This window comes from Rhodopseudomonas sp. NSM (genome assembly GCF_052445935.1).
In the GTDB taxonomy this organism is placed as follows: Bacteria; Pseudomonadota; Alphaproteobacteria; order Rhizobiales; family Xanthobacteraceae; genus Rhodopseudomonas.
In genome coordinates, this window is the sequence record NZ_JBQTCH010000001.1 from 331,747 (window position 1) to 346,887 (window position 15,141).

Sequence of the window (15,141 nt, forward strand, 5' to 3'; positions counted from 1 at the left end):
GATTTCAGGCACGGAAACGTCGCGAACGGACCTGCCCGGCATCCCGGGCAGCTCCGTTCGCGACGCCATATAAGGGAAAACCGCCGGTTAAACCAACGGTATTGACGCCGATTGTGCAGAGCCGCCACGGCCCTGGCTCACGGCATCACCGGCGAGGCGGGTGTTCCGACACCCTCCCCGGCCGGGGCCGGCGATCATTGGCCGTGATTGACCAGCACCTGGTTGCAGGCGCGGCTGATCTTGGGGCGGTTTTCCTTCAGGCAGGCCAGGATGGCGAAATCGCCCTGATCCATCAGCTTGCGACAGTGACGCGACACGTCGCGTGAGCAGGCGGCCTGCTCCTCTGCAGTACCGCTACGCTGTTGCTGCTGTTGGGCATCGGCGCCGGTCGACATCGAGACGAGCAGCAGCGTGAGCGCAACCAAAGTCTTCTGCATTTTCTTCCTTCGAGATGCTGGGGAATTCGGTATCCGTCGTCGATCAACGTCAAAGCGACGCCCGGACCGGCCGTCAAGCCTCGATCGACACGAATGTGCAAGCCGCCATCTGGCCGCGCAAATGCGGCCAAATTCGCGCCAATACTGCGACAGTTGCGACGATGTTTCCAAATATCTTCGGAACCGTGGCACATTTCTTCGCGGAGCGTTGCGAATTTACGACAATTGAGCGAGGATTCCGCCGCGTTGCGTAAGTGTCCGGCGGGCCACGGTCGCCCACCCGGGAACGCATCCGGGTTTGCGGGGAACAAACCGGGATACTATTTGATTTGAACCTGTCGTTGCTCGACGACACTAACAGGCTGATGCGGCGAAGCGTCGTTTCGGCACGAATTTTCAGGGGTCAACAAGAATGAAATTGCTTCGGTCATCATCTTCGCTTCATGCCTTGAAGGCGGCCGGCGTCGCGGCGACGATGCTGCTGTCGGCCTCGGCCAGCTACGCCGACGGGCCCTTTTCCGGATTCGAAGGTGCGTGGTCGGGCACCGGCACGGTTGCGCTGTCCGATGGCTCGAAGGAGCGGATCCGTTGCAAGGCGACCTACAAGATCGGCGGCGGCGGCAATCAGCTCGCGCAGACGCTGCGCTGCGCCAGCGACAGCTACAAGTTCGATCTGACCGCCGCCGTCGCCAGCAATGGCGACCGGATCTCCGGCAACTGGAGCGAAGCCAGCCGCAACATCAACGGCAATCTGCAGGGCAAGGCCGGCGGCGGCAACATCGAGGTGTTCGTCGAGGCCGCGGGCTTTGCGGCGAGCATCTCGCTGACCACGCGCGGCAACAAGCAGTCGGTCGCGATCAGCTCCAAGGGCGACATCCGCGGCGTCAACATCAGCATGACGAAGGGCTGATTTCCCTCCCATGATAACATCGAAAACCCCTCGGACCGGCAGGTCCGAGGGGTTTTCGTTTGCGTCGCATTGAACGGGCTCGAACTACACCACCGGCCCCGGCTTGCGGTCGCCGCGCAGGCGCTCGGCCGTGCTGATCAGCCACATCGCGGTCGGGCGCAGGATGAACAGGTCGGCGATCAGCGCCGCCACCATCGCGAACGCGCTGAGCCAGCCGAACAGCCGCAGCGACGGCAGGTCCGAGAACACCGTGACGCCGAGGCCGCAGGCCAGCACCACGGTGGTCAGGATCAGCGCCGGCCCGACCAGCACGGTGGCGCGCTCGACCGCGACCGCGGCGCTGGTACCCGGCGAGCTCTCCAGCCGCAGCCGGTTGAGAAAGTGGATCGTCGCACTGAGTCCGAGACCGAACGACACGATCAGCGCGATCGCACTCGCGAACTGCAGCCCCTCGCCGATCGCCCACAGCAGCGTGCCCGACAACACCACCGGAAAGATCCCCGGCAGGATGCAGGCTAGCATTACCACCACCGAACGGAACGCCAGTCCAATGAACATCGCCACCAACACGAATTCGATCGTCAGGGCGTGGTTGAGCTTGGAGATCATGTCCGCGCTGTTGCGCGCCGCGATCGCCGACAGGCCGGTGACCGCGACCTCATAGCCCGGGTGTTCCGCGCGCACCGCATCCAGCGCCTTGTCGAGCTTTTGCACCACCGGCAGGATTTCGCTGGAATCCAGATCCGGCACGCGACCGGACACGACCACCGCGGTCTGGTCGGCCGAGATGAAGCGCCGCACCAGATGCTCGGGGATGACGTCGACATATTCCTTGAGCGTCGCGACGTCGTCGGTATGCGCCTTTTCGGCGAGCCATCGACGCAGCGTCTCCAGCGACCAGACGTTGCCGACGCCGGCCTGCTTCTCGACCATGGCGTGGACGTCGGCGATGGTCTGCAGCGTCTGCGGCGAATACAGCGTCTGGCCCTTGGGGAACTCGATCAGCACATCGATCGGATTGGCGCCGGTCAGCTTGGCGTCGAGCCGGTCGCTGGCCTCCACCGCCTGCTGCTTGTCGGGGACCTGATCGGCCAAACGATAGCGCGGCTCGAGATTGGCGTAGATCACGCCGAGCCCGCCGACCAGCAGCAGCGCGAGCAGGCTGAACAGGCCGGGCCGGCCGACCATCCGCACCGCGATCCAGGCGCAGAACCGGCGCAGCGCGTTGACGCCGAGATCGGCGCTCTGAAACTTGGCCGCGAACGCCTGTTCGTTGCGCACCAGCAGCACGCCGAACACCGGCACCAGCGACAGCACCGCGATCAGCGCGATCACGGTGGCGACGAGGCCCGCCTCGCCGAACGCGCGGATCAGATCGGAATCGGAGAACTGCAGCGCGATGAAGGAAATGCCGGCGGTGGCGTGGGTCAGCACGCAAGCGGGGCCGACCACCAGCACGGCGTTTCGGAACGCGGTGTATTTGTCCTCCCCGGCGATCAGCCGGTCGCGCGCGGCGAAGGTGAGCTGCATCGAGTCGGCGAAACTGATCACCATGATCAGCGGCGTCATCACGTTCAGGAACATATTGAGGCTGAAGCCCGCCCAGCCGAGCACGCCGAGCGACAGCAGGATCGCGAGCAGCGGCGGAAACGCCGCGACCACCATGAACGATATCTTGCGGAAGAACAGGATCGCGATGATGCAGCCGGCGAGAATTCCGGCGATGTTGTAGATCAGGCCGTCGCGCTCGACCGCGTTGCGGATCTCGAGCTGCATCACCGGCACGCCGGACAATTGCCGCGACAGGCCGGTGCCTTCGAGGTCCTCGTCCATCACCTTGCGGATTTCGCCGATCGTGTTCGACAGCTTGTTGTTGCCGACGATCTCCGGATCGAGCGACAGCACGATCAGTGCCAGCGTGCCGTCCTCCGAAATCAGCTTGCCGCGGATGATCTCGTTGCTCTTCACCGTCTCGATGAACTTGTCGTAGGCTTCGCCTTCCGGCAATTCGTTGGGAAACAGCGCGGCCGGGAGCTTGCCGGGCTCCGGCGCCTGCCGCGCCGAAAACAGCGAGATCAGCCCGCGGGTGCCGTCGACGAGTTGCAGGTCGGTGACCAGATCGCGCAGCTTCTCGAGATTGTCGCGCGCGAGCAGATTCTTGCCTTCGACGACCACCAGCACGTCATATTCGGACGAGGGAAACCGCTTGGTGACCTGTTCGTACTGATGGAATTCCTTGGTGTCGGACCGGAACAGCTGGCTCAGCGAATCGTCGACCTTGATACGTTGGATGCCGAAGATCGCTCCGACGATCAGAGCGACGAGGATCACGCAGGACAGGATCGGCGCGCGCACCGCGACCAGCCCCAAGCGCTCCAGTCCGAAGGCGATGCTGACCCGGCGCCGTTTCAGTTCGTCGACTTCGGCATCTTTGACGTTTTTGTGCAGCATCCGCTGTTCCGTTCTGGCGACCACTCAATAAAGCAAGATATCGGGCACGATTGCGACATCGCCGCGCTCGGGGAACGCTCATCCGTGACGACTTGCGATGAATTCATCGTGTGCTGGATTTACAGCCCCCGTGGCTCGGCAGCTGGAGCGCCGGGGGCACAGTTCACCAGATTCGCAGCGTCGACGCGATCCAGCCCAGCGCCCATTATCCCGGCCCGGACAGCTCCGCCGGTGCAGAGCCCCCCTCGCCGCTTTCGTCCTTCAAGGCGACGCCGGAGGCGCCGCGCGCCATCGCCTCACGTACCAGCCACGCAATCTTGAACGCCGCCTCGCCGGCGTTGATGCCGGCGGCATGAATGTTGGACACGCAGTTGCGGTCGGCATCGGTCCGGCCCGGCTTCGGGCCGAACGTCACATAGGCCCCGAGGCTGGCCGGCGCGGACAGGCCCGGCCGCTCCCCGATCAGCACCAGCACGATCCTGGCGCCGAGCAGCGCGCCGATCTCGTCGCCCAACGCGACCCTGGCCCCGGTCGCGACCGCGGCCGGGCCGATGCCGATACGGGCCGCCGCAAGTCGCGGCAGCAGCCGGCGCACCACCTCGACCGCCTGGGCCGTCACCGCGACCGGCGACAACCCGTCGCCGATCACCAGAGCGAGATCGGCCGTCGACGGTTGAGCTTCGAGCATTGCGCGCGACGCCGGATCGAGCAGGCGACCGAGATCGGGTCGCGCGAGATAGTCGCGGCGCGTTTGCGCCCGGCTCGCGACCGGCAGCGGCGTCAGGCCGAGTGTGCCGAGTTCGGCAGCCACCGCATTGCCGTCGAACGCGGCATGCACCGCGTCGCGCGCGCGCGCATGAGCCAGTGTGAACTCCAGCAGCGCGTCGGTGGTCAGGCTGACGCCTGACCTGCCGAGCGCGACCCGCGCCGGGGTGAGACGGCGCAGATCCGCAAGCGCGCGCGGTGTCATCGGCGACGGCGTCATGGTCCAACCTTTCGCGACCGCAGAGGGAAGAATGAGGGAGTGGCGTCGATCACCAGCGCCCTACTCCGCCGGCACCGAGGCCTCCCGAAGCCGGAGCGAATAGTTCGAGGCGTTGGCCTGGCCGCGCGACGCTTCGCGCGCGTAGACGATCAGATGATGCGCAACCACGATCACCAGCAGCAGGTTCTCGATGTCGCCGCGGACCAGCCGCTTCAGCGCGAACTTCCAGAACGCCAGCTTGTAGTCGCCGCGAATGCCGATCTGCCAGATGATGTTGCGCAGCATGACCAGGGCACGCTTGATGTTCGCCTTCGAGGAGCGCTGCGGCGTCGCCGGATGCAACCGCGTCGAATAGGCATGGGCGATCTGATACTCGTAGCGCTTCAGCAACGCTTCCGGCTCATAGGCGCGCGCCATGCAGTCCTTCCACATCGCCACCACCTGGTCGTGCGGCAGCAGGAAGTCGACATTGGACTCGCGGCCGTCGTCGTGCACCAGCCGACCTTCCCGTTCCAACCGGTCCCACAACGGCGTCTTCGGCAACGCCTGCAGCAGGTTGATGGTGAGGAGCGGGATCTGCGACTGCTCGATGAACTGCATCAGGAATTCGCCGGTCTCCGGCGTATCGGTGTCCAGCCCGAGGATGATGCCCGACACCACCTCGATGCCGTAGCTCGAAATCGTCTGCACCCCTTCGAGGATCGGGACCATCATGTTGTGGTCCTTCTGCATCGCCTTCAGCGCCACCGGATCCGGCGTCTCGATGCCGCAGAAGATCGTGCAGAAATAGGCGTCGCGCATCAGCGACAGGATCTCCGGGCGCTTGGCGATGTTCAGCGTCGCCTCGCAGGCGAGCTGTACCGCGAAGCCGGTGCGCTTCTGCCACTCCACCAGATGCGGCAGCAGGTCGAGCGCGGCCTTGCGGTTGCCGATGAAATTGTCGTCGACGAAATACACCGAGCCGCGAATGCCGCACTCGACCATGCGGTCGAGTTCGACGATGATCTGCTCCGGCGTCTTCAGCCGCGGATTGCGGCCGTAGAGACCGGGAATGTCGCAGAACTCGCACTGATACGGGCAACCCGATGAATACTGGATGCTGCCGAGCAGATATTTGCTGCATTCCGCCAGCTCGTAGGCCGGAATCGGAAACAGCGTCATGTCGAGGCGGTCTTCGGTGGTGAAGATGACCTGCCGCTCCGGCCTTGTCACGTCGTGCGCCAGCCGGGCGATCAACTGGTCGGTGGCGTCGCCGAGTTCGCCGACATGCAGATAGTCGAAGCTGGGGTAATGGTCCGGGCAGGCGCTGACCGAGGGACCGCCGATCGCGACCGCCAGGTCGTAGGCGTGGGCGCGCCGGCAGATGTCGTTCATCTGTTGCCGCTGGATGTGCATGCCGCTGACGAAGACCGCATCGGCCCATGCGAAATCATCATGCGTGGCGGTTCGGATGTTCTCGTCGATGAAGCGAACCGACCAGTTTTCCGGCAGATAGGCGGCGATGAGAAGCAGCCCCTGCGGCGGCATGAACGCGGCGACGCCGTCCATCAGCGGGTAGGAATTCTGGAACGTGCCGAAGGACTTGGTGTAACGCGGGAAAACGCACAGAATGCGACGGCTGGTCTGGCCGGATTCAGCTCTCATCAGACTCCCTCGGGGAACAATTCTTGGAAACCGTCTTTGATGTGTGAACCGGAGATCCGGAACGGTTCGAACGACGGGCACAATTCAAGCCGTCCGGCATAACTTCCCAACCACAAATCTGGTTCCGAGTTGATGCGAACAATACCGCTTAAGGCACGCTAGGCCGATCTAATCATGGCAAAATCCGCCCGGCCACCGAATTCTTCGATGATGAATCCGTCGTGCCCGCCGGAGCGGCTCAGGCAATCAGCCGGGCGGCGAAGTCCGGCAGCCGGCCGTCGGCGGCGGTGAGGCGCAGATCGGCCTGCGCCAGACCGGTGCGCACCAGCCATTCGTCGAATTCCGGGGCCCGCTTCAGGCCGAGCAGTTCGCGGACATAGAGCGCGTCGTGAAACGAGGTCGACTGGTAATTCAGCATGACGTCGTCGGCGCCGGGCACGCCCATGATGAAGCTGACGCCGGCGGTGGCGAGCAGCGTCAGCAGCGTGTCCATGTCGTCCTGGTCGGCTTCGGCGTGGTTGGTGTAGCAGATGTCGACGCCGAGCGGCAGCCCGAGCAGCTTGCCGCAGAAATGATCCTCCAGCCCGGCCCGGATGATCTCCTTGCCGTCATAGAGATATTCCGGCCCGATGAAGCCGACCACGCTGTTGACCAGCAGCGGCGCAAAGGCCCGCGCCACCGCATAGGCCCGCGCCTCGCAAGTCTGCTGATCGACGCCGTGATGGGCGTTGGCGGACAGTGCCGATCCCTGCCCGGTCTCGAAATACATCACATTGTCGCCGACGGTGCCGCGCTTCAGCGCCAGACCGGCCTCGCGCGCCTCCTGAAGGATCGCGAGGTCGATGCCGAAACTGCGGTTGGCGGCCTCCGTCCCGGCGATCGACTGGAACACCAGATCGACCGGGGCGCCCTCTTCCATCAGCTTCAGCGAGGTGGTGACGTGGGTGAGAACACAGCTCTGGGTCGGGATCGCCAGCCGCGTGATGACGTCGTCGAGCAGCCGCACCAACTGGCCGAGCACCGCGGGATCGTCGCTCGCCGGATTGATGCCGATGCAGGCGTCGCCGGCGCCGAGCAGCAGGCCGTCCAGCGTCGAGGCGGTGATGCCGCGGGCATCGTCGAACGGGTGGTTGGGCTGCAGCCGCACGCTCATCCGACCCGGCAACCCGATGGTGTTGCGAAATCTGGTGACGACGCTGCACTTCTTGGCGACCAGGATCAGGTCCTGATTGCGCATCAGCTTGCTGACCGCCGCGGCCATTTCCGGCGTGACGCCGCGCGCGATCGCTTCGAGCGTCGCGGAGGATGCGGCGTCCGACAGCAGCCAGTCGCGGAAGCCGCCGACGGTGAGCGAGGCAATCGGCGCAAAGCTGCCGGCGTCGTGGCCGTCGACGATCAGCCGCGTCACCTCGTCGTCCTCGTAAGGGATGACGGTCTCGTCGAGAAACTGCCGCAGCGGCACCTCGGCCAGCGCCATTCGCGCCGCGACCATCTGCTCGGCGCTGTCGGCGGCGATGCCGGCCAGCCGGTCGCCCGACCGCGGCGGCGTCGCCTTCGCGAGCAGGTCGCGCAGATCGTCGAAGACGTAAGTGACGTTGCCGATCGTGTGTCGATAGATCATGGCATCCCCGGCGGCACCCGCGTGACGAACGGCGAGAGTGATGACACGCAGGGTAGCATCGGTCCGAATTGGAGGCGACCCGGACGGTGCGCGAAATTTTGGCAACCCGCAGCGGGAACGGGCTTCCGCGTGACCCGGGTTGCCCGCACCCGTGCCGCCGCTACAGCGGACCCAACTACTCGACCGGAATGACGTCGACCGCGACCGACAGCTTCTGCCTGCGCGAACCGACGATCACGCCGTCGACCGGCGAGACGTCGGAAAAGTCGCGGCCGACCGCGAGCACGATGTGGTCGTTGCCGATCAGCAGATCATTGGTCGGATCGAATCCGAGCCAGCCGATCTCGTTGCCGCACCACACCGAGACCCAGGCGTGGGTGGCGTCGGCGCCCTGCAGCCGTTCCTGTCCCGGCGGCGGATAGGTCCGCAAGTAACCACTGACATAAGCAGCCGGCACGCCGAGCCCGCGCAGGCCGGCGATCATCACATGCGCGAAATCCTGACAGACGCCGTGGCGTTTCTCGAACACTTCGGCGAGCGGGGTCGAGATCACCGTCGCTTTCGGATCGTATTTGAACTCGGTGTGGATACGGCGCATCAGATCGGCGGCTGCGGCAAGAATGCCGCGGGCCGGCGCAAAACTCTTGGCCGCATAGCGGGTGACGGCATGCTGGATCGGCGCCAGCGAACTCGGAAAGACGTAGCCGACCGGCGCGTCCGCATCGAGACTGGCGCAATCCAGCGCCGCCTCGCGCACGCTTTCCCACGCCGCGCTGCCGCTGTCGCGCGCGGGCGGCGTGCGATCGACCTCGACGCGCGAGCGGCTGTCGATCCGCAGCATCTTGTGCGGCGTCTCGATCACGATACTCTCGGTCGGGATACCGAAAAAATCGATCCGGGACGCGCGCGTCGCCGGCCGCGGCTTGATCTCGATGCTGTGCGAGATCAGCGTCTGACTGGCGTCGCTCAGCGGCTTCAGCCGCAGCGAGCAGCGCGCGTAGCTGACCTGGCTGCCGTAATTGTAGCTCGTGACGTGACGGATATCGTAGATCAAGCCAGCCCCGTCAGCTTCTCAGGCCGTGTCGCGCTGGCGCCGTGCGGGAAGTAGTGTGACCCGATCGCGTCGGCGAGCGACAGCAGATCCTGCTCCAGCGCGAACAGCCAGCGCGCGTCGACCGCGGAGGCCTCCGCTGTGGTCAAGGTCGCCTGCAGCGCGACCGCGAGCCGCTGCGGCCGCTCGATCAGTCCGCCCTCCTTCAGCGACGGCAGGCTGCCGATGTGCTCGTTCAGTTCCTCGACCTGGAACGCCACCGAACGCGGATTGTAGGGATCGAGCACCGCGAGATCGCGCACCGGCGCCAGCAGCGGCGCCAGCAGATAGCGCGAGCGATAGGTGATCTGGCAATCGACCAGCGTCAGCAGCAGGTCGAGATCTTCGGCGCTGGCGTCGTCGGGGGCGAACTGCCGCGCAAACCTGGCCGTATTGACGGCGCGCTCGATCCGACGCCCCATCCGCAGGAAGCGCCAGCCGGCGGCGCGATTCATGTTTTCCTGAGACAGGCCGGAGAAACTCGCGAGCTCCTGCAAGGTGATTTCCGCCAGGCCCGTCACCGCCTCTTCGTCCTCGGCGGGCTTGCCCAGCCGCTCGGCGGTTTGCGTGATCACCTGCCAGGCGTCCGGCGACAGCCGTTCGCGCAAGGACGAGGCGTTGCGTTGGGCGGCGCGGATCAGCGACAGCGCCGAGCCGAACTCCTCCTCGCTCTGCAATGCGTCGGCGGCGATCTTCGCGGTCTGCGCGCGGGCGCCGAGCGAGGTCGCGCCCCAACTCATCAGCAACCGCTGAATCCGCTCGATCGCATGATGCAGCGGTCCCTTGCCGGGGTCGCGCTGCGGCGCGCTGAGTGCGCGCACCAGCCGCAGCGTCGCTTCGGCGCGTTCGAGATAGCGCCCGAGCCAGAACAGATTGTCGGCGGCGCGGCTCGGCAGCAGGCCGGTGATTCGCCGAATCCGGACGTTGTCGACGGCGGGCAGCAGCGACGCCGTCGACACCGCGTGATCGGACACCACCCAAACGTCGGCGGCGCGGGCGCCCTGGCCCATCGACACCGCGCGCGAGTCGAGCCGCTCGGCGATCCGGCAGAACCCGCCGGGCATGATGGTCCAGCCGTGCTCGGTCGCGGCCGCGAACACGCGTAGCACGAACGGGCGCGGCGCGAGCTTGCCGTCGTCCCACACTGGCGTGGTCGACAGTCGCACCTGTTCCTGCGCCACATAGTCGATACCGCGGGTCGCGATCGCATCGCGCAACCGGTCGCGCACGGCGGGGGGCAATTCCGCCGGCAGCACAGCGCCGCTGTTCGGGAATCCCGGCACGGTCGGACCGTAGGCGCCTTCGATGACGAATTCGTCGAGCCGCGACAGCACCTCTTCGCGCGCCGAGGTCTGGCCGCACCACCAGGTGGCGATGTGCGGCATCGTCAGGTCCTCGCCGAGCAGGCGGCGGCTCAGACTCGGCAGAAAGCCGAGCAACGATCGCGCCTCGATCACGCCGGCGCCCGGCATGTTGGCGACGACGACGCCGTTCTTGCGCAGCACGTCGATCAGCCCCGGCACGCCGAGCTGCGACGAGGCGTCGAGCTCGAGCGGATCGAGCGAATTGGAATCGACCCGGCGCAACAGGACGTCGAGCCGCTTCAATCCGGCAACGGTGCGGATGTGGACGCGGTCGCCGGAGACCGCGAGATCGTCGCCCTCGACCAGCAGGAACCCGAGATAACGCGCCAGCGTGGCGTGCTCGAAATAGGTCTCGCTGAAAGGTCCCGGCGTCAGCACGCCGATCCGCGGCTCGTCACGGTCGGCGCTGGCGCGCAAGGAGTCGCGAAACGCCTCAAAGAACGGCGCGACGCGCTCGACATTCATCGACTTGTACAGATCGGTGAAGGCGCGCGACAGCACCAGCCGGTTTTCCAGCGCATAGCCCGCGCCCGACGGCGCCTGGGTGCGATCGCCGAGCACCCACCAGCGGCCGTCCGGCCCGCGGCCGATATCGGCAGCGTAGAGATTCAGATAACGCCCGCCCGGCGGCTTGATGCCGGCGACCGCGCGCAGATATTCCGGGCTGCCGGCGATCGCCGCGGCCGGCACTGCGCCCTCCGCGACCAGCCGCCCTTCGCCGTAGAGATCCTGCAGCACACATTCGAGCAGGGTCGCGCGCTGCGCGATGCCGGCGGCGATCTGCTGCCATTCGGCATCGTCGATCAGCAGCGGGACGTGGCTCAGCGGCCAGGCGCGCTCGGCGGCATCGCCCGGCGCCCGATAGGTGACGCCGGCGTCGCGCAGGTGCCGGTCGGCATTACGGAAGCGGCGCTCGATCTCGTCGGGCGCAAGGCCTGCGAAGGCGTCGAAATAACGCGTCCACACCGCGCGCGGCACGCCGTCGTCGCCGATGAATTCGTCGGGGATGCCGGGCAGCCGCGCATAGTCGCGGGTCCACTGCGCGACCTTCCGGTCACGCGGACGGGCGCGTTTCGCCTGACTGTTCTGCTGCGCCAATCCCTCAACTCCCATGCCCCTGCATCAATGCAGCAGCGGCGTGCGCAAGTCGAGGGTCAGGGGGAATTCAAGTGTGCGTTCTTCCTGCGGCGGATCGATCCGCCCCGGGGTATGGCCGTGGTCCTGGAAGCGCGCCAGCCGCCGCGCCTCGGCCTCGTAGGAATTCACCGGCTTGGTCTCGTAAGAGCGCCCGCCGGGATGGGCGACGTGATAGACGCAGCCGCCGAGCGAGCGGCCGTTCCAGGTGTCGACGATGTCGAACACCAGTGGCGAATGCACCGGTATCGTGGGGTGCAGGCCTGAGGCCGGTTGCCAGGCCTTGAACCGCACCGCGGCGACCGCCTCGCCGACCCGCGCCGTCGGCGTCATCGGCAGGCGACGGCCGTTGCAGGTGATGACATGGCGCCCCTCGACGAAGCCTTCGGCCTTGACCTGCAGCCGCTCCACCGAACTGTCGACATAGCGCACGGTGCCGCCGGCGCTGCCCTCTTCGCCGAGCACGTGCCACGGCTCCAGCGCCTGGCGCAGCTCCAGCGTGACGCCGCCATGATACACGCTGCCGAACACCGGAAACCGGAATTCGAGCTGGGCGGTGAACCATTCCGGCTCGAATGCGTAGCCCGCGCGGCCGAGCTCTGCCAGCACGTCGCGGAAGTCCTCCCAGAGGAAATGCGGCAGCATGAAGCGGTCGTGCAGCGCGGTGCCCCAGCGCACGAACTTGCCGTCGAGCTGCTCCTTCCACAGCTTCGCGATCAGCGCGCGGATCAGGAGCTGCTGCGCCAGCGACATTCGCGGGTCGGGCGGCATCTCGAGCGCGCGGAATTCGACCAAGCCGAGGCGGCCGGTCGGGCTGTCCGGGGAATACAGCTTGTCGATGCACAATTCGGCACGATGGGTGTTGCCGGTGATGTCGACCAGGATGTGCCGGAACAGCCGGTCGACCAGCCACAGCGGGCCTTTGACGCCCGGCGGCGGCACATGCGCCAGCGCAATCTCCAATTCATAGAGGGAGTCGTGCCGCGCCTCGTCGATCCGCGGGGCCTGGCTGGTCGGACCGATGAACATGCCGGAAAACATATAGGACAGCGCCGGATGTCGTTGCCAGAACAGCACCAGGCTCTTCAGCAGATCCGGACGTCGCAGGAACGGCGAATCGGCGGGCTTGGCGCCGCCGATCACGACGTGATTGCCGCCGCCGGTGCCGGTGTGACGGCCGTCGATCAGGAAGCGGTTGGCGCCCAGCCGCACCTGGGCCGCCTCTTCATACAGGCCGAACGTGGTCTGCACCGCCTCGCGCCAGCTCTGCGCCGGGTGGATGTTGACTTCGATCACGCCGGGATCGGGCGTCACCTTGATGACTTCGATGCGCGGATCGAACGGCGGCGGATAGCCCTCGACGTGGACCTGCAGCTGCATCTCTTCCGCTGTGGCCTCGACCGCGGACACCAGTTCGAGATAGTCCTCGATGGTCTCTGTCGGCGGCATGAAGGCGCACAGCACGCCTTCGCGGATCTCGATCGACATCGCAGTACGCACGCCGCCCTTGCGCAGCTTCTGCTCCTCGACGATCTGGGTGGCGCCACCCGGCGCGGACGCTTCCTCGGACAGCGACAGCTGTTCCGCCATTGCGGGCGCTGCGGACAAAGGCGCTGTGAACGAAGCTGGCGCGAACGAAGGCGGCGCGAACGAAGGCAGCGGGCCGCGCTCGTCCAGCGGATCGCGCTCGTTGATGAACGGATAGTCCTCCTCGGGAATGTGAGGCAGCGATGCGATCGGCAGCCGGAGGCCCATCGGCGAATCGCCCGGCATCAGGAACAGGTTGCCGCGGCGCAGCTTCCATCGCTCGCTGCGCCAGCGCTTCTTCGGCGTCGGCGCTTCGGCATTCCAGGCCTGGATCGGCAGCACGAAACCCTTCGGCGTGGTCAGGCCGGAATCGAAGATCCGCGCCATCCGCGCGCGCTCTTCAGGGTCCGCCAGCTTGTTGTCGAGCGGATCGACGTTCGGCGGCAGGGACGCTTCCTTCTGCAGCCAATGGCTCGGGTCCTCGAACGCCGGCAGCACGTAGTCGGTGTCGATGCCGAGTCGCTTCGCCGTGCCGATCGCGAACTGCTCGGCCTGCTCGACCTTCGCCGGGCGCTGGCCGAACACCGGGGCGATCAGGTCGGCGTTCTTCCAGATCGGCAACCCGTCCTTGCGCCAGTACAGGCCGAACGCCCAGCGCGGCAGGCTTTCGCCGGGGTACCATTTGCCCTGGCCGAAATGCAGCAAACCGCCCGGCGCGAACCGCGTCCGCAGCCGGCGGATCAGATCATCGGCAAGCATCCGCTTGGCGCCGCCGACCGCGGCGACGTTCCACTCCGGCGATTCCATGTCGTCGATCGACACGAAAGTGGGCTCGCCGCCCATCGTCAGCCGCACGTCGCCGGCGATGAGATCGGCGTCGACCTTTTCGCCGAGCGCATCGAGCCGCGCCCAGGATTCGTCGGAGAACGGCCGGGTGATCCGCGGCGCCTCGCGGATGCGCTTGACGCTCATCTCGAAATTGAAATCGACATTGGCGAAGCCGACCACGCCGGAGATCGGCGCCGCGGTCCGATAATGCGGCGTCGCCGCGACCGGGATGTGGCCCTCGCCCGCCAGCATGCCCGACGTGACGTCGAAGCCGATCCAGCCGGCGCCCGGCAGATAGACTTCGCACCAGGCATGCAGATCGGTGAAATCGTTCTCGACCTCGCGCGGGCCCTCGACCGGATCGATGTCCGGCCGCAATTGAATCAGATAGCCGGAGACGAATCGCGCAGCCAGGCCGATATGGCGCAGCGTCTGGATCAGCAGCCAGGCCGAATCACGGCACGAGCCGGCGCCGGCGGCGAGCGTTTCCTCCGGCGTCTGCACGCCGGGCTCCATCCGGATGATATAGCTGACGCGCTCGCGCAATTTGGCGTTGAGATCGACCAGGAAATTGACCGTGCTCTCCGCCTCGCGCGGAATGCTCGCGAGATACTCCTTGAACAGCGGCCCGGGCTCCGTGGTCGCCATGTAGGGCGCCAGTTCGGTCTGCAGATCGTCGCTATAGGCGAACGGGAAGGTCTCGGCGTAACTTTCGACGAAGAAGTCGAACGGATTGATCACCGTCATCGCCGCGGAGAAATCGACCTCGATCTTGAGTTCGTTCGCCTTCTCCGGAAACACGAACCGGGCCAGCCAGTTGCCCTGCGGGTCCTGCTGCCAGTTGATGAAGTGGTTCGCCGGCGTGACCTTCAGCGAATACGACAGAATCGGCGTTCGGGTGTGCGGCGCCGGGCGCAGCCGGATGGTCTGGGGGCCGATGTCGACCGGGCGATCGTATTTATAGTGGGTGACGTGATGAAGGGCGACGAAGATCGACACAGGGCAACTCCAGCATTCATTTTGAGCAGAACACCGGAATCGGGGGGGATCAAGCGCTAACAAAGGGCAAGGGATGCCCAGGGATGGGGCGTTTCAAGGCCTGATGTGACGTGGACACGCGTTGTTCGGGCAAAGCCGCCCCCGACCCCAG

9 protein-coding genes are annotated in these 15,141 nt (G+C 66.1%); 1 reads left to right on the forward strand and 8 read right to left on the reverse strand.

The features are described from left to right. Window positions 1-194: 194 nt before the first annotated feature. The gene (locus ACTZWT_RS01485; protein WP_322516215.1) at window positions 195-437 is read right to left on the reverse strand and encodes a hypothetical protein; all 243 of its coding nucleotides are present in this window, start codon (window positions 435-437) and stop codon (window positions 195-197) included. A 412-nt stretch (window positions 438-849) separates the two neighbouring features. Between ACTZWT_RS01485 and ACTZWT_RS01490 the strand changes: the two genes are divergently transcribed. Further along, a complete protein-coding gene (locus ACTZWT_RS01490) occupies window positions 850-1,347 on the forward strand; it encodes a hypothetical protein (protein WP_444767948.1) in 498 nt (165 codons plus the stop codon). Window positions 1,348-1,431: 84 nt separating this feature from the next. Here the strand turns inward: ACTZWT_RS01490 and ACTZWT_RS01495 are convergent, their stop codons facing one another. The 7 genes from ACTZWT_RS01495 to ACTZWT_RS01525 form a co-directional block, all read right to left on the reverse strand. Next, window positions 1,432-3,798, reverse strand: coding sequence for an efflux RND transporter permease subunit (locus ACTZWT_RS01495; RefSeq protein ID WP_444767949.1), 2,367 nt, complete (start codon window positions 3,796-3,798; stop codon window positions 1,432-1,434). A gap of 205 nt (window positions 3,799-4,003) precedes the next feature. Further along, on the reverse strand, window positions 4,004-4,783 hold the full coding sequence (gene eutC, locus ACTZWT_RS01500) for an ethanolamine ammonia-lyase subunit EutC (RefSeq protein WP_444767950.1): 780 nt from the start codon (window positions 4,781-4,783) through the stop codon (window positions 4,004-4,006). Between the two features lie 60 nt (window positions 4,784-4,843). Beyond that, on the reverse strand, window positions 4,844-6,427 hold the full coding sequence (gene hpnP, locus ACTZWT_RS01505; RefSeq protein ID WP_444767951.1) for a hopanoid C-2 methylase: 1,584 nt from the start codon (window positions 6,425-6,427) through the stop codon (window positions 4,844-4,846). Window positions 6,428-6,665: 238 nt separating this feature from the next. Further along, on the reverse strand, window positions 6,666-8,048 hold the full coding sequence (locus tag ACTZWT_RS01510; RefSeq protein ID WP_444767952.1) for an ethanolamine ammonia-lyase subunit EutB: 1,383 nt from the start codon (window positions 8,046-8,048) through the stop codon (window positions 6,666-6,668). A 175-nt stretch (window positions 8,049-8,223) separates the two neighbouring features. Next, on the reverse strand, window positions 8,224-9,102 hold the full coding sequence (locus ACTZWT_RS01515) for a transglutaminase family protein (protein WP_444767953.1): 879 nt from the start codon (window positions 9,100-9,102) through the stop codon (window positions 8,224-8,226). After that, window positions 9,099-11,615 carry a circularly permuted type 2 ATP-grasp protein gene (locus tag ACTZWT_RS01520; protein ID WP_444767954.1) on the reverse strand — a complete coding sequence of 839 codons (2,517 nt, stop codon included), beginning with the start codon at window positions 11,613-11,615 and terminating at the stop codon, window positions 9,099-9,101. The genes ACTZWT_RS01515 and ACTZWT_RS01520 overlap by 4 nt, the downstream gene beginning before the upstream one ends. A gap of 9 nt (window positions 11,616-11,624) precedes the next feature. Beyond that, a complete protein-coding gene (locus tag ACTZWT_RS01525; RefSeq protein WP_444767955.1) occupies window positions 11,625-14,990 on the reverse strand; it encodes a transglutaminase family protein in 3,366 nt (1,121 codons plus the stop codon). Between the last annotated feature and the right edge of the window lie 151 nt (window positions 14,991-15,141).

Bases quoted from the DNA above. Each gene is read 5' to 3' on its own strand.
- ACTZWT_RS01485 (WP_322516215.1), bottom strand. From the start codon at position 437: ATGCAGAAGACTTTGGTTGCGCTCACGCTGCTGCTCGTCTCGATGTCG.
- hpnP (WP_444767951.1), bottom strand. From the start codon at position 6,427: ATGAGAGCTGAATCCGGCCAGACCAGCCGTCGCATTCTGTGCGTTTTC.
- ACTZWT_RS01495 (WP_444767949.1), bottom strand. From the start codon at position 3,798: ATGCTGCACAAAAACGTCAAAGATGCCGAAGTCGACGAACTGAAACGG.
- eutC (WP_444767950.1), bottom strand. From the start codon at position 4,783: ATGACGCCGTCGCCGATGACACCGCGCGCGCTTGCGGATCTGCGCCGT.
- ACTZWT_RS01520 (WP_444767954.1), bottom strand. From the start codon at position 11,615: ATGGGAGTTGAGGGATTGGCGCAGCAGAACAGTCAGGCGAAACGCGCC.
- ACTZWT_RS01510 (WP_444767952.1), bottom strand. From the start codon at position 8,048: ATGATCTATCGACACACGATCGGCAACGTCACTTACGTCTTCGACGAT.
- ACTZWT_RS01490 (WP_444767948.1), top strand. From the start codon at position 850: ATGAAATTGCTTCGGTCATCATCTTCGCTTCATGCCTTGAAGGCGGCC.